A 19621-nucleotide genomic window follows, 5' to 3' on the forward strand; every position below is an offset into this window, starting at 1 on the left:
TCAACTCTCTTTATATTCGGCTCGATACCAAGATAGAGCTCGGGCTACTCTTCCCAATGTAGACAACATGTATCTAAAACAAGGTAGAGGGGAGCCGGGCGAAAACTTCTTTCATTTTTTGAATCTTGGGCCGCTTGTTGAATTCCGATAACATGATCTCTTTGCTTACTCTCAAATCCGTGTGGAAATCTTGAACCAGACGCTCTACAACCTTGTCATCAAAAAAGACCGCATTGAGCTCAAATTGGCCGCAGAAGCTTCGCATATCCATATTTGCACTTCCGGAACAAGCCAAGTCATCAGAAATAAGTACTTTGGCGTGGAGAAATCCTTTTTCATAGCAAAAAAAACGGACCCCTGCTTGCAGCATTTCCTGAACATAGGATAAAGAGGCATTGTAAACAAGTTTTTTATCAGGTGTGCCAGGGATGATGATACGCACATCGACTCCGCGTTTGACGGCCGTTTTTATCGCCAATAGGACACCGGGATCGGGAACGAAATAAGGCGTCTCCATATAAACCCGTTTTTTCGCCGAAACGATCAAGGAGAAAATAAGCTCCAGCATCGTCTCATCCGGATCGCTTTTCACCATCTGAACGAATTCTTCACCTGGGATGTCCTCCAAAGGGTAGAAAACGGAATCGGTTAATAATTGTTTCTTAACCATATACCAATCCGTCAGAAAGGCGTACTGGATCCACAATACAGCATCTCCTTTCATGCGAAAATGAGTGTCGCGCCAGTAACCGAACCTTGCACTTCTCCCCACATATTCATCTCCTATATTCATACCGCCGAAAAACCCGATTTTGCCGTCGACAACCACAATTTTGCGGTGATTGCGGTAATTGATCCGCTTATCGAGAAAGGTGGTTATCGGTGGGAAAAAACACCCCGTTTGTATGCCGGCCTGCCGCAGCCGGTTCAAATAAGCCTTTCCTAATCGGCGACTGCCGATCCCATCATAGATAATCCGTACTTGAATTCCTTCCTGCGCTTTGTGAATCAATAACCGCTCAAATTTCGAGCCGAGCTCATCGTCACGAATAATATAAAACTCGATATGGACATGATGCCTTGCCGCGGCAATGGACTCCAGCATTGCTTCAAATGCCTGTCCTCCATCTGCATAAACGATCGTTTCATTGCAAGCGGTGAAGGGGGCGGACGGTATGTTTTGGAGCAAAGCTTTTTCGTGTCGAAGCATTTTCTCAAGCCTATCTTTCGGTATTCTCTGGTTGATTCGATCCATGAGCTCAGTTTTGAACGATTCCGAATGGCTGCTTTCTTCCCTCTTATGAAGCCTGTAGGAATATTTTCTCGCTACAAAATAATACGGAAGAAAACCAATCAGCGGCATGATGAACAAGATGACCAGCCAAGTTACTGCTTTATCCGGATGGCGATATTCTACGATGATAATGATTGCGATTTGAAGAATAAATATTAAGAGAGCCATAAGGGTCCATAGCAAGATTTAAGTCTCCCTCCATGCGTTCCGCATTTCATTCATATGGTCTTTGTATATTACGCGTGATTTATTCAAAAACTATCCGGGATTATTATGGAAACTATGGGTCAGGTGGAGGGAAGTCATTATGAAAGCTATAGACAGCGTAATGATCGGCATTGACGTCGGTTCGACAACCGTCAAAGCAACCGTTGTCGATTCACTAACACATGAAATCTTATGGTCGGATTATCAACGCCACCATACGAAACAGGCGGAGAAGGTTTTGGAACTTCTGGTTGCCATCGGCAACGAGTTTCCGGATATCGAGCAGGACAAAATTCGTGTATTTATAACAGGATCCGGCAGTGGACCGATTGCCGAACATATCGGAGCGAAATTTGTTCAGGAAGTAAACGCTGTTACGATGGCGGTTGAACAGCTTCATCCCGATGTGGGCAGTGTTATTGAACTTGGGGGGCAGGACGCCAAAATCATCATATTTAAAATGAACGAGGAAACCGGAAATAAACAAGCGATGACGTCCATGAACGACAAGTGCGCATCCGGTACAGGGGCTACGATTGACAAGTGCATGATTAAAGTGGGAATGCCAATGGAAGAAGTGGGCAAATTGCACTTCGACGATTCGAAGTTGCACCATGTGGCGGCCAAATGTGGTGTTTTTGCCGAAACGGATATCGTCAATCTGGTGAAAAGCGGTATCCCCTCCGCTGAAATTATGTGTTCTTTAGCCGATGCGATCGTAATGCAGAATCTTTCCGTGCTGACTCGTGGAAATACGCTGCGGCATCGTGTTTTACTGCTCGGGGGTCCTAATACGTACTTGCCATTCTTGCAGGAATGCTGGCGAATGCGTATTCCACAAACATGGAAGGAACGGGGATATGATTATCCCCAAAATATTCCGATCGACGAATTGATTTTTGTCCCGGACAATTCCCAATACTATGCTGCCTACGGGGCCGTCATGTATGGTTTGCATGAACCGGCCGATGTGGGCGTTTATACAGGATTGGAAAATTTGAAACAATTTATCGCGCATGGCCGAAAAGCAAAGCTGGGAGAAAAAGCGGGTCCGCCGCTGGCAACCGGCGAAACGGAGCTGGAACAATTCCGCAGGACATATACGATTCCGCGGTTTACACCAGCTTCTTTCCAACCGGGGCAGAAGGTGAGGGCGGTGATTGGCCTGGACGGCGGATCCACCTCGTCCAAAGCCGTTCTCGTCGATGAAAGCGGAGAAATTTTACTTAAGGAATATCAGCTTTCCAAAGGAAATCCACTCGAAGATACGAAAGAAATGCTGATGCGTATTAGCGATAAGGTAAAGGAACAAGGAGCCGAACTGGAAATTATCGGCTTCGGAGCTACCGGTTATGCCGCAGATGTACTGGAGAAAACGTTAAAGGCCGACGTCAACATTGTCGAGACCGTTGCACATATGATGAGTGCCGTTAATCAATTCGGTGAGATCGACGTCATCTGCGATATCGGCGGTCAGGATATTAAAGTGCTGTTTCTGAAAAATGGGGATATCCGCAACTTCAGGCTGTCCAATCAATGCTCCGCCGGAAACGGAATGCTGCTGCAGGCGATGGCCGACCAATTCGGCATTCCGGTTCAGGAGTATGCAGATACGGCGTTTGCAGCAGACCTTTCGCCAAAATTTTCATACGGTTGCGCCGTATTTCTTGATGCCGATCGGGTTAATTTTCAGAAGGAGGGGTACTCCAAAGAAGAATTGCTTGCCGGCCTTGCCCTCGTCTTGCCGAAGAATGTATGGCAATATGTCGTACAGATTCCGCGCATGGCGGAGCTTGGCCGCAAATTCGTCCTGCAGGGAGGAACCCAATATAATCTGGCTGCCGTGAAGGCTCAGGTGGATTATATTAAACAACGAGTTCCTGATGCAGAAGTATACGTTCATCCTCACCCCGGGGAAGCGGGAGCGATAGGGGCGGCAACGGAAACGCTGCGTGTAGTGAAACGGCGCGGCTATTCGACGTTCCTTGGCTTAGAGACGGCGATTCATCTAAGCTACGTGTCGCGCAATGACGAATCTACCCGCTGCAATTTCTGCCCGAACCATTGCAGCCGCACCTTCATCGATTCCACAACTCCCGACGGTCAAACCGCCCGTTATATCTCCGGTTTCAGCTGTGAGAAGGGAACGGTTGAAGACCAGGCAGCCGTCGTCAAACTGACCAAAGAGCGGCAGGAACTGAAAAAACATTATCCAAATCTGGTGGAATACGAAGCACGCCGTATGTTCCAGCATTTTTACGATCCGGAGCCTCTGCCCGAATTCGGCGCGGAGGTAACTGACGTCCGGTTGCAGCGAAGTTGGTTCGGAACACGCAAAACACCATACAAGCGCGGGTTCGAACGTTCCTCCGCCGAAGCCGCTGAGCGGCGCAGCCATATTCGCATCGGAATTCCGAAGGTGCTGAACATTTGGTCGACGGCGCCTTTTTGGCGGACCTATTTCGAGACGCTTGGCATCGATAAGAAGAACATTGTGTTCAGCGATAACACAAGTGAGGAGATGTGGCAGGAAGGCGGCAAATACGGATCGATTGATCCTTGTTATCCTTCTAAAGTCGCTCAGGCGCATATTCACAATTTATTGTTCAAGCATCATGAGAAAAAACCGCTCGATTATATATTCTTTCCGTGCATTACCCATATACCGACCCATCTGCATAACGTAATGGATTCGGCCAGTTGTCCCATTGTGGCCGGCGCGCCGAATGTGATCAAGGCGGCGTTTACGAAGGAAGTCAACTTTTTTGAGACAAAAGGAATTGTCTATCTCGATCCGGCTGTTACATTTACAGAACCGAATTTGCTTAAGAAGCAGTTGTATGAGGCGTTCAGTAATTGTCTGGACATCACGGAGGATGAGAGCGATTTTGCCGCCGAGCAAGGCTGGAGGGCGATGGATCTGTTCGATAGCGAAATGCAGGAGAAGGGACGCTTGATTCTGGAGCAGCTGGAAGCGGACAACCGACTGGCTATTCTGTTGATCGGCCGTCCTTATCATTCTGATCCGGGTCTGAATCACGGCGTCTTGGAGGAGTTTCAGGTGCTGGGCTACCCCATTTTGTCCATGCGGTCCATCCCCAAGGACGAAGCGTGGCTCAGCCGGTTTTTCCAAGATGATCTGCAGAGCGGCCGAGTCGATTATGCGCTTGAAGTGACCGACGTGTGGCCCGAAAACTTCAGCTCCAATAGTGTACAAAAGGTGTGGGCAGCCAAATTCGCCGCGCGTCATCCTCATGTCGCCGTGCTGGACCTGTCCAGCTTCAAGTGCGGACATGACGCTCCTACCTACGGGCTGATCGATTCGATCATCTCCACCGCGGGAACTCCGTATTCGGCATTGCATGATATTGATGCGAACAAGCCAGGTGGTTCGATTAAAATTCGGGTGAAGACGTATGCCCATAGTCTAAGCCTGCATGAAGAACGATTGCAGGACTTGGCCGCGAAAAAAGCGGAATTGCAGTATCTTCTGGAGCAAAAACGTTCCGAACTGTTGAAAAAAACCATCTAAAATATCGACAAGGTGACGTGGAGCCCTAGATCAAGCTATCTAATTTATAAGGAGTGAAACAAATGGCCAATAAGAAAAACACCGAGCCGTCGCAACATCATCTCTCGATGGAGGAAGAACTTCGTCTGTTTCAGGAAGAACAGGAAAAAGCGCTTGGATTGAATTCCGCGTCCAGGCATCAGTGGTTTGATCCGGTACCTCGCCGGTTTGCGGCCAAAGATAAGGCAACCACAACCATTCTGTTCGGGGGCCTGACGATGGCTCAGGATTATTTGGTGGAGGGCGCTTTATCAGGGCTTGGCTACCGAGTAAAAAATATGGATTGCCCCGACAATGAGGCACTGCGGTATGGCAAGGAATTCGGCAACCGCGGCCAATGCAATCCAACGTACTTCACGGTGGGCAATTTGATTAAATATTTGCACCATCTTCGTGATGTGGAGGGGAAATCCAAAGAAGAAATCGTTAGAAACTATCTTTTCGTCACGAGCGGCTCCTGCGGTCCCTGTCGATTTGGCACATACGTGACGGAGTACAGGAAAGCGCTGCGCGATGCAGGGTTTGACGGCTTTCGCGTACTCCTGTTTCAGCAGACTGATGGTTTAAAGCAAGCGACCGGCGGCGAATCGGCGCTAAAATTGGATACTTCATTTTTCGTCAGCTTTCTGAAGGCAGTCGTGCTAGGGGATATTCTGAATGCACTCGGTTACCGCATCCGTCCTTATGAAGTGGAGGAAGGATCGACCGACGCTGCCTTGACACGCTGCAAACAGATATTATATGACGCTTTAAGCCGGCGTAAACAGCTGCTTCCTGCACTCCTCCGCTGCCGTAAAGAAATGCGGGCCGTTCGGGTGGACCGGACACAAGTAAGACCAAAAGTAAGCATTATTGGCGAGTTCTGGGCCATGACAACGGAGGGGGACGGAAACTATCAATTGCAGCGGTTTCTCGAAAGTGAGGGAGCCGAGGTTGAAGTTCAATCGGTTACCGCCTGGATTCTGTTTCTTATTTGGTCGGGACGTTACGATACGAAGAAGCGCATGAATCTGCGGGAAGCGGATTCCGGTCGTCAGGGTTTGAAAGGAAAGAACCCTGCTCGGACGCTGCGAATGTTGGGTCTTGCCGATAGGGGCGTTCGAATGATTTTCCAGACTTACGCCCGAATCATTGGTTTGCACGGGTATCATTTACCCGATATGGTGGAAATTGCCCAGGCTGCGCATGAACATTACAATAACCAGCTGCGTGGTGGAGAAGGCCATATGGAGGTGGGCAAGCTGATTCTGAACGTGGTTAAGCGGAAAGTCAACATGACCATCTCCGTCAAGCCATTCGGCTGTATGCCGTCTTCCGGCGTATCCGACGGCGTTCAATCGTTGATTACCGAGAAATACCCGGACGCCATCTTTCTTCCGATCGAAACAACGGGAGACGGAGCGATCAATGTGTATAGCAGGGTACAAATGATGTTATTCAAGGCAAAACAGGCGGCGCAAAAGGAGTTCGAAGAAGCAATATCGAAAAAGGGGTACACGCCGGAGTCGTTACCGAGAGGATTAACCGTTACTCATCCGTTGCGGGCGGCCCGTCACGTCGTGGCCTGTACGGCCGCAAATGCGGTTTACGACATGCCAGGGAGACTTGTCAACTGGTGCTCCTTCTTACTCAAAAAGAGGGAACTAAAAAACGCAAAGCACAGTTGAACGAATAAAATATAAATTGCATATGGGGAAATTGGGACGGGTCTAATCGGGTGCTGCTGAAGATGGCGACACATCAGCTAACACCTATACGTTAATATAAACTAGAGCCAGAAGGGCTGAGGTCTGCCTTTTTCGGGCTGAAATTAAGATTGGGCTATTATCATGATTCACGGTTTCTGGGTCAGTATCATATCTTGTAGCAGTACAGGGAAAGGAGGGATTAAAGCTTGGTAAAGCTTACTTTGGAGACCGCGAAGAAATTATTGGCCGCAGCCGAACAAAAATCCCGGCAAATGGGACTCTCCAGCAATATAGCAATTGTGGATGATGGAGGAAATTTGATTGCTTTTCAGCGAATGGATAATGCTCGAATTGCAGGAATCGAAATTTCCAAGAATAAGGCTTGGACGAGCGTAAGTATGCAAATGCCGACTGCAAATTTGGCGCAAAGCGCGCAGCCGGGCGGCCCTACGTTTGGCATAAACACCACTAACTTTGGCAGAATTGTCATCCTGGGAGGGGGCATCCCTTTCGTAAGGGATAAACATATTGTTGGCGGTATTGGTGTTAGCGGAGGAAGCAGCGCACAGGATATTGAGATTGCTACTGCGGCAGTTCAAGCTTTTGAGAGCATGCATGCAAAGCCAAGGGATGGGGGAATTCACGCTCGAATTGGTTCAACGTATTCTAATTGTTAATCCGAGATTCCGCATTCGGGGCTGTTAAACTCTTCGTATGATGGGCATATTTCAACTGAAAATACTTAATCCAAGGGACGTTCCTATTCTCATCATAGACTTTATGTCAGCGGGCAACCAAGCATGCCGGATCGGCAGCAGGGCTCCTTATCTTTTAATAAGAGGGGCTCATAATTCAACATCATTTCCGATTGATGCCGCTTTATCAGCAGCCTGGTTGCCTGACGCTGTCATATTACCGTTCCGGAAGAGACCGTGCAGATAGACGCAAAACCATATCGGTCAAGCCCGTATCGGAGATTTCTGCAGAAATGCCCGATGGGCAGGAATCGCAGATGGAGAAGGCAACCTATTATAGTTAAGGATTCCGGTAATGAGAGGTGTCACCATACAAATCAACTTGAGGTGTATCCTTATTGATCGTAATCTTGCATAATGCAGTTGGATAGATATCGGGCATTTCGCCAATTTCATGCAGCGCTTTATTCATATAGTAACTCATAATTACTTTTAATGTAATACGGTGGGTGACTACAAGGATCTGTTCGCCTCTATGCTTAGTAAGGATTCCTTCGATGGCAGGAATCGTTCTTTCGAGCAAGTCTGCATAGGTTTCTCCATAACCTGCAGGGCGGTATAAGTGCGGCTCGTTAAAAAATTGTTCATACGGAAGGGGAAATTGTTGTTGAATGTGCTCTATCCGTTGACCTTCCCATAGTCCCATATTAATTTCCTTCAGTGAATCGAGGCTCACAATGGGTACGGGACGATTATTTCCCAGCAGAATTTGAGCTGTGCTTAGTGCCCTTGGGCTGGAACTGCAATAGACCGCATCCCAATGAACATTGCCCAATCGCTCCTGCAGCCACTCAGCTTGTTGAATACCATATTGTGTAAGCGGGGAATCTTTATGCCCTTGCATTTTTTTCTCCAAGTTCCATTCCGTCTGACCGTGACGGGTTAAATATAATGTTGTTGTCATGACTAGATTTCTCCTCTACGTATTCATAATCAAGAAGCAGGAAATCAACCCGACTTGAATTTGAACTCCTCATTTCGTCCGTAGTCTTTGTCCAATTTGACAAGGCCGCCTTATTTTTCCAACCTTCTTCGCAGCAGGTCCTTCCCTCTCATCGTCGCTTCTCTGCATAGCTTTTCCACTCCATTCCCCCATTAGGTTATGGAATGAATGTAAAACATTTCCCACGAAAAGTAACCCCCCAATTGGATACACTATAGACCAATCCGATTCGAACTTCGAAGCGATTAGTGCTGTCAAAATCAGAATGGATGGTCTAATCTCCGTTGAAGTGGATGGCGACAGTCGAATCTTTCTGTTCTAGATTTAAACTAAAGGGATTACCATGAGGTTTGGAGGGGATTTCAATGGAAGTACCAGCGGGTGTGTGGATTGTATCGGCCGTAGTTACTATTCTCGTCTGCTATATCACTTTCTGGATAACAAGGAAGGCTTACTCCAAAAAGTGGGAAGATGATGAATAGCGAGGGATGGTCGAATGAGAAATCGTTATATTAAGGTAGCCGCTGTTCAGTCCGCGCCCATTCTGCTCGATAAACAATCTGCCATGGACAAGATTGCAGCCATGACGAGAGAGGCAGCTGGCCGAGGGGCCGAATTGATTGTTTTTCCAGAGGTGTTTCTGCCGGGTTATCCGCGAGGGCTAAGCTTCGGTACACGTGTCGGAAGCCGCCATGCCGACGGGAGAAAAGATTGGGAACGCTATTGGGCTAGCGCTATTGATATCCCGGGAGCGGAAACCGAGATTTTTGGCGAATTGGCGAAGGAACTGGGAGTTTATCTAGTGATCGGTGTTGTGGAGCGAGATCAGGAGTTTAGCACCGGTACGTTATATAATACGATGGTATACATCGGGCCGGATGGCCGTCTTATGGGCAAGCACCGCAAGCTTGTTCCCACAGGTTCCGAACGTCTTCTATGGGGGCAGGGGGACGGTAGTACGCTTACGGTCATCGATACCCCTGCAGGGAGAATCGGCGGTTTAATCTGCTGGGAAAATTACATGCCGCTGGCCCGAATGGCCATGTACGCGCAAGGCATAGACATTTATCTGGCTCCCACGGCAGATGCCCGGGATACATGGCAAGCGACGATGCGGCATATCGCCTGTGAAGGCCGCTGTTTTGTCATCTCTTGCAATCAGTTTGCGACCAAAGCTTCTTACCCTGCGGATTTAGCTTACTATGAGGATATCAAGGAAGACGCTGATATTTTATGCAGAGGGGGAAGTGCTATTATAGGCCCGCTTGGCGAATATGTCGTCGAGCCTCTCTATAACCAGGAAGGGATTCTGGTTGCCACTCTGGATCTATCTCAGGTTACCCAAAGCCGCTATGATTTTGATGTGGCCGGTCATTACAGCCGCCCGGATGTTTTCCAATTGATCGTTAACGATAAAAAGCAAGAAATTGTACGACTGCAGGCATGAGTTCATTTGTATAAATTAGAACACGATCTTCGGATCGTGTTTTTTTATTGTCTTTGTTGTTATCAATGGAAAATCGCTTGTTTGCATTTGGATGGTTAAAAAAATCTGAAATTGGTAGGTTTCTTTGGAGCCTAATCTGTTAATGTAAATCAATGTATTCGGTACGGTTAGTCTTTAACGGGATGATAACGAGTAAAGGGAGAATACGAACGTCAACAACTCATGACTCAAGTCACGAGCTTGTAACTGCCCGGAAGTGAGTACGGCGGTTAGCCTCCTTCCTTGGGGTGGCGTTACCATAGGCAGGTTGACTGCTGCCCGATTGCATAGGTATACCTATACAGCCACTTCAGCGATGTACTGGATTCCAATGCGCTGAAGATTCATAGCGCCAATGCGGATCATCATTCGAGCGATACCCGCACTTCTGACAACAGAAGCGGTGCCTCTTCTTATCCCGATTGGCTCTCTCTGTATGCCTACATTTGGGGCAGGCTTGTGACGTGTAACGGGGATCAACCGCGATCACTTTGGCTCCATGGAGGATGGCCTTGTACGTGATCATCTGGCGCAGTTGATTGAAGGACCAAGAAACGGTTTCATAACGATCCTGGACCCGAACCCGCTCAGTACGGTTTCGAATGCCCGTTAAGTCTTCTAGTACAAACAACGTATGGGCCCCATATCGGCGGACGAGTGCCTTGGATATCCGGTGATTGATATCTGTCATCCAGCGGTTTTCTCGTCCCCCGATCCGCTTTAACTTCCGGCGAGCGGAGGCTGTCCCCAGTTGCTGCAGCTGCTTTCGCAAATGCTTGTACTTCGAGCGCTTATTCTTAATGGGTCTACCGTGAAAGAACGTACATTGACCTTGAGAATCATAACTGGTCGCGATAAAATTGACGCCCATGTCTAATCCAACCACTTGATTCAAAGATGGATCCGAAACTTCTTCCACTTCTCTGGTCATTGGAAGATGTAAGAAGAACTTCCCTCGCTTGTGGATTAACTTGGCGGTCCCGAAGGACCAGGATCCATCGAAATACGTTTCCATGCCTTTCGATTCATAAGGTACCTTGATGCGCCCATGCAGGGTGTTGATGGAAAACATCCGTTGCGTAAGTGAGTAATCTCGACGCCAAACGAGGTCGAGTTCCGGTTTCTTGAACCGGACGAAGGTCCAGAGGTGGCCGTTGCCGACTAATGACTTGTATCGAGCAATCACCGTTCGCATGACCGATTGGGCCATTTGAGATCGTAAGGAAAAGGTAGAACGCAGTTCACGATACGTCCGTTGATGTAGCTTCGTCTTGGAGAGAATTTTCTCTTCAAATACAAGCTTGGACAGGTAATCACTTGCCAGACGATAAGCTCGTAAAGTCTGTCGTAACCAATCGATTTGTTCAGGAGTGGGTAAGATCTTTAATTTAGCGGTTAAAGTAATCTGCAACTCGAGTCACCTGGCTTCACGTTAAGATTCAGCTAGGCTGTATCCTACACATTTCACTATATCAAACATATATTCCTGTTTGAAGCAGAAATTCAGAAATAAGAATCAAAAGAGGAGGAGTAAAGGGGCGTGACTAATGAGTGAAGGGCGTAAATTCCTCTCACGACTCAAGTCGCGAGTATCCTTTACGCAGATCATGAATTCTGACGATTCAAGTAAAGTAACGATTATTTCATACCTTGTTGCCATTGGCTTTATTGTCACCATGATTGCGGCTTCGGTGATATGGGAGGAAAACGAGATCATTTTGCCGGAAATTGCGGCTATGGCCATTGCTATGTGGGTATACCGGGAACCCGGATGGATCAGGCAGCCATCGAACATTTTTCTCGCTCCTACTATAACTGCTGCGATCGGCTTCATGATCAATCAGTTACCTATTGCTTATATAGGAAAAGTCATTCTCTGCCTGGCGATCGTGATGCTCTTTTTGCGAATCATTCAATCGAACCTCTCGCCATCTATAGCCACAGGGTTGCTGCCATTGGTCATAAATGCAAACGAATGGACATTTATTATTTGGATCTTCATCTTTACTTTCTTTTTAATGCTTGGGGTTTTTGCATTTGGATTGAATAAAGGACTTGAGAAGAAAGTGAAGATCAATTACAAGTATATGCTCGTATTTCTAGTGCTGACTTTTGTTTGGATGGGGTTATGCTGGGGAAGCGGCTACCAACAACTCGCCGTTATCCCGCCAGTTCTCGTTGTGGCTTACGAGTCACTTCAAAAGCCAATGTACAGTGGATGGATGGCTATTAAGCAAGGCTTTGTCCTGACCCTATCTGCGACTGTCGGTGCGCTAATGTATTTTAATATGGATTCTTCGATTTTGGCGACGCTGTTGGATATGATCTTGATGCTTGTGCTATCCCTGATTGTCGGTATCCGTATCCCGGCTATTTACGCCTTTCCATTGCTCCCGTTTATTTTCCCTGATGATATTGTAATGAAGCTGCCATTAGGTTCGTTGGTCACATGTTTGTTTATGTTTGGTTCCGTGCTGCTGTATAAAAAATATGAGAGCAAACGAGCAAACAACGGCTATGACGCCAAGAAATTTACACCCACTGCCTAATCTATTGGATTGGATTCATGGTCTACCTTTGGAAACCTGTTGAAACAGGGTCGCATCTTTTCGATACAAAATGGTCGATGGAGAAAGATCAAAAGTGGATGGTTACTAAATCTGTTTTATTCGCTAGCATGGATTGTGAAATGGCTTTCTTCAAGTACTAATCCAGGCTTGAGGAAATTTGGCTTAGAGGAGAGGGAAATAGATGATATCACGCAAAGATTTAAGCGAAACACTAAAGATGGCACTGCATGACGGAATGGTTATACCAGCGCATCCATTGGCGCTCACCTCGGAACGCAAGCTGAGCGAAAAACACCAGCGTGCATTGACCCGTTACTATATCGCTGCAGGCTCGGGTGGAATCGCTGTTGGTGTCCACTCTACGCAATTTGCTATTCGGGATCAGGGTGTTAATTTATTCGAACCTGTTCTTCGTCTAGCGGCAGAGGAGGTGGCTCATGCACAGCTAGACCGTCCATTTCTCAAAATAGCAGGGATTTGCGGCCCGACGGAGCAAGCGCTTGCTGAAACGGAAATCGCTGTTGGTCTTGGCTATGATATCGGCATTGTATCGATGGCCGGTCTGGAAGACTGGACGGAAGAGGATCATCTGCTAAGGATCCAAGCGATCGCTGAGCGGATTCCGGTTTTCGGATTCTATATGCAGCCGTTGGTGGGAGGTCGCGTGTTTAGTTACGATTTCTGGGAGAGGTTTGCAGCTATTGATGGGGTTATTGCCATTAAAATCGCACCCTTTAACCGATATCATTCGATGGATGTCGTCCGCGCCGTCTGCCATTCTCCGCGAAGGGACGAAATTGCATTGTATACGGGGAATGATGATAACATTGTCAGCGATCTATTGACGAAGTACCGGTTTAACGTCAACGGACAAATGGTCGAGAAAAGGATTGTTGGCGGTCTGCTCGGTCACTGGTCCGTATGGACCAAGAAAGCCGTTGAACTTCTTGAACAAATAAAAAGAGATCGAGAGGGCACAAACATATCTACAGATTGGTTAACAAGAACCGTTGAAGTGACCGAAACCAATGCAGCGTTTTTCGACCCGTCCAACAATTTTGCAGGCTGTATCCCGGGCACTCATGAGGTGCTGCGCAGGCAGGGGCTTCTGCCAGGCATTTGGTGTCTCGATCCGCAAGAAACGCTTTCGAAAGGACAGTCGGAAGAGATCGATCGGATGTACCGTGACTACCCGCATCTCAACGACGATGAATTTGTGGAGCAGCATTTACAGGAGTGGCTTGCAGACTAGAACCATTTTGAACGGTGATAATCCAGGGTAGGGGGATGAGAATCAAATGTCAGCCAACTATTGTATATCGTGTGGGCATTTTTTAGAAACCCGCAACATAGGAGGTACGGAGCGGTTCGCATGTCCCTGCTGTGATTATGTATATTGGGGCAACTATAGCGTTGGCGTCGGTGCAATGGTCGTTAAAGATAACAAAGTGCTGCTGGTACGCCGCGCACAAGAGCCTGGTAAAGGGAATTGGACCAATCCAGGCGGTTATATCGAGCAAATGGAGTTGATCGAACAAACCGTTGCTCGGGAAGTATTGGAGGAAACGGGCGTTAAGGCAAGAGCGACAAGTGTTATCGCAATTCGCGATCTACCTTCCAGCATCCATGATATATACATTGTTTTCGCGATGGAATATATGGGAGGACAGCCGAAACCGGATGGGATGGAAGTCGATGCTGCAGGTTTTTTCAGTTTGGAAGAGATGAAGACGATGAAAGTGGCCGGGTTAACCCAGTGGATTGTGGATTCCGCAATGAATGCCGCTTCATCAGGCTTGTTAATAGATAAAGAACCCGTCGTTCCATTGAACGGCAGCGGTTTATTTCGTGTCGCTGTGACCGAAGAATGATACTCCCAACGGTATTCACCATTTCCGAAGGAGGTTTTCTGTCAGTCCAGGGAAATCATGTCGTTTTGTTAATGGACGAGTTGTTTTTTAGTGCTTATTCCTGGGCGGTTGTTCTGCTTGCGATGTCGAGTGTGTTGTTTATAAGTTCGACATTTTTGACGTACTATGCGGCCCAGGCGAAGGATGCAACAGCGCTGGAACTGATGCGTCGATTTGCTCTATGGGGCGGTATTCCGACGATCATTTCCAGCCTGTTTGTCTTTATTGCCCTTCGAAATCATAACCTGGAACATTTTGAGCGTACGTTGGATCTATGGTGGCTGTTCGGGCTCTCGCTGGTTAGTTTTGTATTTGCGATCTGGCTCATTTGGAAGCAAAAATGTTATGGCGTTGCATTTGTGATGGTGATGTTACAGTTTGCCTTTGCGTTTTACGGATACGGTATATCGCATCTGCCTCACTTGCTATATCCTTATTTGACACTATATGGCGGTGCGGCGAATCCGGCCATGGGCCGCGCATTAATCGTAGCATTCGTTGCGGGTTTTGTCTTGCTGGTCCCGTCACTCATTCTGCTGCTCAGACTGTTTTTGTTCAATGCCCGATATGTGAAGGGAGAACTTTCATGAATATGTTTGATTGTCAGGATAAATGGCTGATGCGCCTTTGTTTTGGCATTGCCTTTTTGCTCCTGATATCCTTCGTAAAATTTTTCGTCTAACCGTTTATAATTTCCGTTAATGCCTGAATAAGGGCCGCGTTTTCTGATTCAGTTCCCACCGAGATACGAACATGGCAAGGAAGATCCCAAGTAGCACCGTAACGAACAATAATTCCTCTGTTCAGCAGTTGTCCGTAAATTGCTTTTGCATTCGGCCCAAGCTCCACAAGCACGAAGTTGCTCATGCTTTCAATGAACGGAAGACGAAGCTCTTGGAATGCGCGGTAAAGCTGTTCACGGCCTTGAGTATTCGCTTGAAGAGACGAGCGGATATGCTCCTCATCATGAAGAGCCGCTACGGCCGCAGCCTGTGCTAATGCATTGACATTAAAGGGCTCCTTCACCTTGAGAATATGCCGGATAATGTCTTCCGAAGCTGCCCCGAAACCGACCCGTAATCCCGCCAGTCCATATATTTTTGAAAAAGTCTGAAGCACGACCATCGGATATCCGGCTCTGACAAATTCCAGCCCGTTTGTGTAATCCGCAGCCGTAGCAAATTGACTGTATGCCGCATCAAACAGCACAAGAATATGTTTAGGCAGAACATCCAGCAGGTGATGCAGGACGGGTTTTGGCAAATAAGTGCCGGTAGGGTTGTTGGGTGAACAGATGCAAAGAATCTTGGTACGTTCCGTAACCGCTTCTATTATCGCATCCATATCGAAGGTGTATTGTTCTCCGAACGGGACGGAGATGATGTTCGCACCCATAAGATGCGCCCCGAATTCATACTCGCTGAATGACGGAGAGAGTACGATGATTTCATCGCCAGGCTCCAGAAATGCCTCAGAGACCAGTGTAATCAGCTCATCCCCACCATTGGTAACAATGAATTGTTCCGGTTTCATGTCTAGTTTGGAGGCAAGAACCTCCCTCAACTTCGCCGTACTTGCATCCGGATAACGATGAATGTCCGATAATGACCCTTGTATGGCTTCCAATGCTTTAGGAGAAGGGCCTAGCGGGTTTTCGTTAGAGGCCAATTTGATGATTCTGGATAAGCCAAGCTCGCTCTGAAGCTCCCAAATCGGCTTTCCCGGAGTATAAGGGTGGATGTTTAGAATCGTCTTCCGTGCTTTGACTTCCCTATTTTCAGACATAACTAATCTCCTCACCATGTAAATTCCTCAAGCTTTTACTTGTTCATTTAAAATGTAAGTCTACTTCCCGGCTAAGTAACCATCCAATCCCATTCCTTTAGACCCATCCAGTTTCATGTTTATTGTCATCTTCACTGGTAGGTATAGAAAGAAAAGAAATGGAGGGTTACAGCCCTGCACCGATCCGTTACGATCGGTTTGATCCCTGATCCATCCATTGATCAAAACAAAAAGCAGCAAGGAGCTGAACAAAATGAACCTAATGGAAATTTTGAAAAAGGAAAAAATTATGGCGATGATCCGGGGGCTCCATCCATCCACTACAGACCGGACCGCCGAAGCTTTGGCCGAGGGCGGAATCCGATTTATTGAAGTGACGACGAATACAGACGGGGCTTATTCGCTCGTCTCCCGTTGGAGGAAGGAATATGGCGATGATTTGTTCATTGGCATGGGTACCGTACTCGATGTGAGCATGGCCAAACAAGCGGTAGATGCGGGAGCCCAATTTCTGGTCTCCCCAAATCTGGATATAGAAGTCATTGAATATGGCACTCATCATCAGATCGATGTTTATCCGGGCGTCATGACTCCGACGGAGATTGTGAAAGCTCGCAGCGCGGGGGCCAAAGCGGTCAAGGTGTTCCCGATGGGATCGTTGGGCGGCCCTTCTTATTTAAAAGAAATTCGCGCACCGTTGGATAATATTCCGATGATCGCTTCAGGAAGTATCGGCTTACACAACCTCCGTGAGGTGATTGCCGCAGGGGCTTTTGCAGTAGGCATGGGCGGAAACCTGGTGAATAAGCAGCTTATTGAAGCCGGTGACTATAACGCAATCAAGAAATTGTCACTTGAATGTATAAATGTGATAGCCAATCTTCAGGCTTAGTTTCGATCCGGGAGACGATATTGACCGTTCATTGAAAGGAAGAAACAGCATGAACCACGAAAGAACGCCATTGTTTACGGCATTGGTGCAGCATGCCTCCAGCAATCCGTTACAATTTCATATTCCCGGCCATAAGCAGGGGAAAGGAATGGATCCGGAATTTCGGGCCTTTATTGGCGATGATGCCTTGTCCATTGATCTTATCAATATTGTTCCGCTCGACGATCTTCATCAGCCGGCAGGAATCATTCAAGAAGCCGAGATGCTTGCGGCGGACGCCTTTGGCGCGAATTTCACCTTATTTTCCGTTCAAGGAACAACCGGGGCGATTATGGCGATGATCATGTCGGTTTGTTCGCCGGGAGACAAAATCATTCTTCCACGGAATGCTCACAAATCCATCTTGTCTGCCGTTATTTTATCCGGTGCCATTCCCGAATTTGTTACGCCGGCTAAGGATAGTAAGCTTGGGATCGACCATGGGGTGACGGAGGAAACGATCAGAAAGGCTTTGAACCGACATCCGGACGCCAAGGCTGTCTTGTTCATTAATCCGACGTATTATGGGACATGCGTCGATTTGCGCGAAATGGTCGAACTCGTTCACAGCTATGACATACCTGTCCTCGTTGATGAGGCGCACGGCACGCTGATTCATTTTCATGACAGGCTGCCGATGTCGGCTATGCAAGCAGGGGCGGATATGGCGGCAACCAGCGTCCATAAGCTCGGCGGATCGTTAACGCAGAGCTCGGTCTTAAACGTGCAGGGAACCCGGGTGAATATAGAGAGAATCCGTACGGTGATGAGTATGCTGACGACGACATCCACCTCTTATTTGCTCCTTGCTTCTTTGGATGCTTCTCGCAGACAGTTGGCTTTGAGGGGTCGGCAGATAGCGGAAGAAATTATTCGGCTGGCCGAATATGCACGCGGTGAAATCAATAGAATACCGGGTCTCTATTGCTATGGAGAGGAAATATGCGGCTCTGAAGGAGTATTTGATTATGACCCTACCAAGCTGTGCATCCACCTGCGAAATCTGGGCATCACAGGCTATGAGGCGGAGTTATGGCTGCGTAAGGAATTTAATCTGGAGGTCGAGCTTAGCGATCTTTGCAATATTTTGTGTTTGATTACATTGGGAGATACCGAGCGTGAAATAGACCAGCTTCTTCTCGCTTTGCAGAGAATGTCATCTGCATTCAAGGATCGAGGGGGAGAGATTCAGATTGCCTCCCCTCCCGTTCCGGATTCCCCTAAGTTTATAGTATCTCCCAGGAAAGCCTTTTATGCAGATACGGAAAGGGTTCCCTTTAACGAATCGAATGGTCGTGTGATCACCGAATTCATTTATGTGTATCCGCCGGGTATTCCGATATTAATGCCGGGACAGTTAATCTCTCAGGAAATCATAGTTTATATTCTCCAGCATATAGAGGCAGGACTGCCGGTTAAAGGACCTGAGGATTTGGATATCCAATACGTAAAGGTCATTTCGGATCGGCCGTCTGATATCCTTCCGGATTAATTAGACAACGGAAGAGGTGATTCATTTGTTGTCATTCCGTTATCGTTGGTTGGCATGGTCCTCATCCATCGGTATGTTTCTTGTATTGCTCGCAGGGGCCATAGTAACGAAGACCGATTCCGGACGCGGCTGCGGAGATGACTGGCCTTTATGCAACGGGAAGTTTATTCCGGCCTATACATTGGAATCCATGATCGAGTATTCCCACCGAATGGTTACCGGCATTGTGGGTGTGCTTGTCCTCCTGACATTTTTATATACATGGCGCTACCTTAGACAGCATCAAGAAGCCCTGTGGTATGCCGGCGGAACGCTCTTATTTACGATTATCCAGGCGGGGATGGGGGCCGCAGCGGTGAAATGGCCGCAGCAGCCGGCTGTGATGGCTCTTCACTTTGGAATTTCCCTGCTTGCGGTAGCCAGCAGTATGCTGCTGGTCGTATGGTGTTATCGGATGAATAAAGAGAGGCACAAGCTCTCTTCCGCTTCCATCCCGAAATCTATTTATCCCGTGGCCTGGGGGATATGGATCTATTGCTACGTCGTTGTCTATTTGGGGGCATTCATCCGTCATATGGAGGCGGAAGGCGGTTGTATGGGCTGGCCGTTATGCAATGGGCAGCTAATCCCCTATCTATCGGGAGCTTCGGGGATTGTCTTTGCACATCGGGTTGCCGCTGCTGTCCTGCTTATTTTAATTGTCGCATTATATATACTTGTTCATCACGGCAAATCGAAGGATCAGACTTCCGAATTGAGGAGGGGTTCCGTCTATGCTCTTGTATTCGTTATCGGACAAATTGGCAGTGGATGGCTGCTCACTGTAACGATAAACGATGAAAATAGATATCTGTTTGCAAGTCTGCTCCATAATGTTCTGGCCACCGCCTTGTTCTGTGTCCTGACGGATATGGCCATCCGCGCATGGAAGCTTCGGGCGCGATAAGGTTGAGCTCTTCATGATCTATGAAGGGCTCTTTTAATGAAGG

The 19621-nt window shown here is 47.7% G+C and carries 14 protein-coding genes and 1 pseudogene; 11 read left to right on the plus strand and 4 right to left on the minus strand.

Translation table 11 applies throughout. The annotated features are described in order from the left end of the window. Positions 1-73 precede the first annotated feature (73 nt). Positions 74-1477, minus strand: coding sequence for a cardiolipin synthase (gene cls / locus KJS69_RS04720; protein WP_249730367.1), 1404 nt, complete (start codon positions 1475-1477; stop codon positions 74-76). A 124-nt stretch (positions 1478-1601) separates the two neighbouring features. Between cls and KJS69_RS04725 the strand changes: the two genes are divergently transcribed. From KJS69_RS04725 to KJS69_RS04735, 3 genes are all read left to right on the plus strand, one after another. After that, the gene (locus tag KJS69_RS04725) at positions 1602-5033 is read left to right on the plus strand and encodes a BadF/BadG/BcrA/BcrD ATPase family protein (protein WP_213582105.1); all 3432 of its coding nucleotides are present in this window, start codon (positions 1602-1604) and stop codon (positions 5031-5033) included. Between the two features lie 62 nt (positions 5034-5095). Further along, positions 5096-6739: a 2-hydroxyglutaryl-CoA dehydratase gene (locus tag KJS69_RS04730; RefSeq protein WP_213582107.1), complete on the plus strand. Its 1644-nt coding sequence runs from the start codon at positions 5096-5098 to the stop codon at positions 6737-6739. Between the two features lie 227 nt (positions 6740-6966). Continuing rightward, positions 6967-7437: a GlcG/HbpS family heme-binding protein gene (locus KJS69_RS04735; RefSeq protein ID WP_213582109.1), complete on the plus strand. Its 471-nt coding sequence runs from the start codon at positions 6967-6969 to the stop codon at positions 7435-7437. Between the two features lie 358 nt (positions 7438-7795). Here the strand turns inward: KJS69_RS04735 and KJS69_RS04740 are convergent, their stop codons facing one another. After that, on the minus strand, positions 7796-8419 hold the full coding sequence (locus KJS69_RS04740) for a histidine phosphatase family protein (protein ID WP_213582110.1): 624 nt from the start codon (positions 8417-8419) through the stop codon (positions 7796-7798). 535 nt (positions 8420-8954) lie between these two features. Between KJS69_RS04740 and KJS69_RS04745 the strand changes: the two genes are divergently transcribed. Continuing rightward, on the plus strand, positions 8955-9905 hold the full coding sequence (locus tag KJS69_RS04745; RefSeq protein ID WP_213582112.1) for a carbon-nitrogen hydrolase family protein: 951 nt from the start codon (positions 8955-8957) through the stop codon (positions 9903-9905). Between the two features lie 336 nt (positions 9906-10241). Here the strand turns inward: KJS69_RS04745 and KJS69_RS04750 are convergent. Beyond that, positions 10242-11355: pseudogene (locus KJS69_RS04750) on the minus strand (RNA-guided endonuclease InsQ/TnpB family protein). A gap of 196 nt (positions 11356-11551) precedes the next feature. On the opposite strand from KJS69_RS04750, the gene KJS69_RS04755 reads away from it, so the two are divergent. The 4 genes from KJS69_RS04755 to KJS69_RS04770 all read left to right on the plus strand — a co-directional run bounded on the left by KJS69_RS04755 (position 11552) and on the right by KJS69_RS04770 (position 15014). Beyond that, a complete protein-coding gene (locus KJS69_RS04755) occupies positions 11552-12493 on the plus strand; it encodes a hypothetical protein (protein ID WP_213583036.1) in 942 nt (313 codons plus the stop codon). A gap of 202 nt (positions 12494-12695) precedes the next feature. Then, complete coding sequence (locus KJS69_RS04760; protein WP_213582114.1) at positions 12696-13766, plus strand: dihydrodipicolinate synthase family protein; 1071 nt, start codon at positions 12696-12698, stop codon at positions 13764-13766. A 46-nt stretch (positions 13767-13812) separates the two neighbouring features. Further along, a complete protein-coding gene (locus KJS69_RS04765) occupies positions 13813-14385 on the plus strand; it encodes an NUDIX domain-containing protein (RefSeq protein ID WP_213582116.1) in 573 nt (190 codons plus the stop codon). A 71-nt stretch (positions 14386-14456) separates the two neighbouring features. Beyond that, a complete protein-coding gene (locus KJS69_RS04770) occupies positions 14457-15014 on the plus strand; it encodes a cytochrome d ubiquinol oxidase subunit II (protein WP_249730403.1) in 558 nt (185 codons plus the stop codon). A gap of 88 nt (positions 15015-15102) precedes the next feature. On the opposite strand, the gene hisC is transcribed toward KJS69_RS04770, so the two are convergent. Then, positions 15103-16209 (minus strand): histidinol-phosphate transaminase, encoded by a 1107-nt coding sequence (hisC, locus tag KJS69_RS04775; RefSeq protein WP_213582118.1) that lies wholly within the window; start codon positions 16207-16209, stop codon positions 15103-15105. Between the two features lie 253 nt (positions 16210-16462). Between hisC and KJS69_RS04780 the strand changes: the two genes are divergently transcribed. The 3 genes from KJS69_RS04780 to KJS69_RS04790 are packed head-to-tail and all read left to right on the plus strand — an operon-like array spanning position 16463 to position 19578. Beyond that, on the plus strand, positions 16463-17101 hold the full coding sequence (locus tag KJS69_RS04780; RefSeq protein WP_213582120.1) for a bifunctional 4-hydroxy-2-oxoglutarate aldolase/2-dehydro-3-deoxy-phosphogluconate aldolase: 639 nt from the start codon (positions 16463-16465) through the stop codon (positions 17099-17101). Positions 17102-17150: 49 nt separating this feature from the next. Next, positions 17151-18632 carry an aminotransferase class I/II-fold pyridoxal phosphate-dependent enzyme gene (locus KJS69_RS04785; protein WP_213582122.1) on the plus strand — a complete coding sequence of 494 codons (1482 nt, stop codon included), beginning with the start codon at positions 17151-17153 and terminating at the stop codon, positions 18630-18632. A 25-nt stretch (positions 18633-18657) separates the two neighbouring features. After that, positions 18658-19578, plus strand: a complete 921-nt coding sequence (locus KJS69_RS04790) for a COX15/CtaA family protein (RefSeq protein WP_213582124.1) — start codon at positions 18658-18660, stop codon at positions 19576-19578. Positions 19579-19621 lie beyond the last annotated feature (43 nt).

The sequence above is a fragment of the Paenibacillus sp. J2TS4 genome, assembly GCF_018403245.1.
Taxonomy (GTDB): Bacteria; Bacillota; Bacilli; order Paenibacillales; family NBRC-103111; genus Paenibacillus_L.

Coding starts and splice junctions, on each gene's coding strand:
- KJS69_RS04725 (WP_213582105.1), top strand. CDS start 1,602: ATGAAAGCTATAGACAGCGTAATGATCGGCATTGACGTCGGTTCGACA.
- KJS69_RS04730 (WP_213582107.1), top strand. CDS start 5,096: ATGGCCAATAAGAAAAACACCGAGCCGTCGCAACATCATCTCTCGATG.
- KJS69_RS04740 (WP_213582110.1), bottom strand. CDS start 8,419: ATGACAACAACATTATATTTAACCCGTCACGGTCAGACGGAATGGAAC.
- KJS69_RS04745 (WP_213582112.1), top strand. CDS start 8,955: ATGAGAAATCGTTATATTAAGGTAGCCGCTGTTCAGTCCGCGCCCATT.
- KJS69_RS04755 (WP_213583036.1), top strand. CDS start 11,552: ATGAATTCTGACGATTCAAGTAAAGTAACGATTATTTCATACCTTGTT.
- KJS69_RS04760 (WP_213582114.1), top strand. CDS start 12,696: ATGATATCACGCAAAGATTTAAGCGAAACACTAAAGATGGCACTGCAT.
- KJS69_RS04765 (WP_213582116.1), top strand. CDS start 13,813: ATGTCAGCCAACTATTGTATATCGTGTGGGCATTTTTTAGAAACCCGC.
- KJS69_RS04770 (WP_249730403.1), top strand. CDS start 14,457: ATGGACGAGTTGTTTTTTAGTGCTTATTCCTGGGCGGTTGTTCTGCTT.
- hisC (WP_213582118.1), bottom strand. CDS start 16,209: ATGTCTGAAAATAGGGAAGTCAAAGCACGGAAGACGATTCTAAACATC.
- KJS69_RS04780 (WP_213582120.1), top strand. CDS start 16,463: ATGAACCTAATGGAAATTTTGAAAAAGGAAAAAATTATGGCGATGATC.
- KJS69_RS04785 (WP_213582122.1), top strand. CDS start 17,151: ATGAACCACGAAAGAACGCCATTGTTTACGGCATTGGTGCAGCATGCC.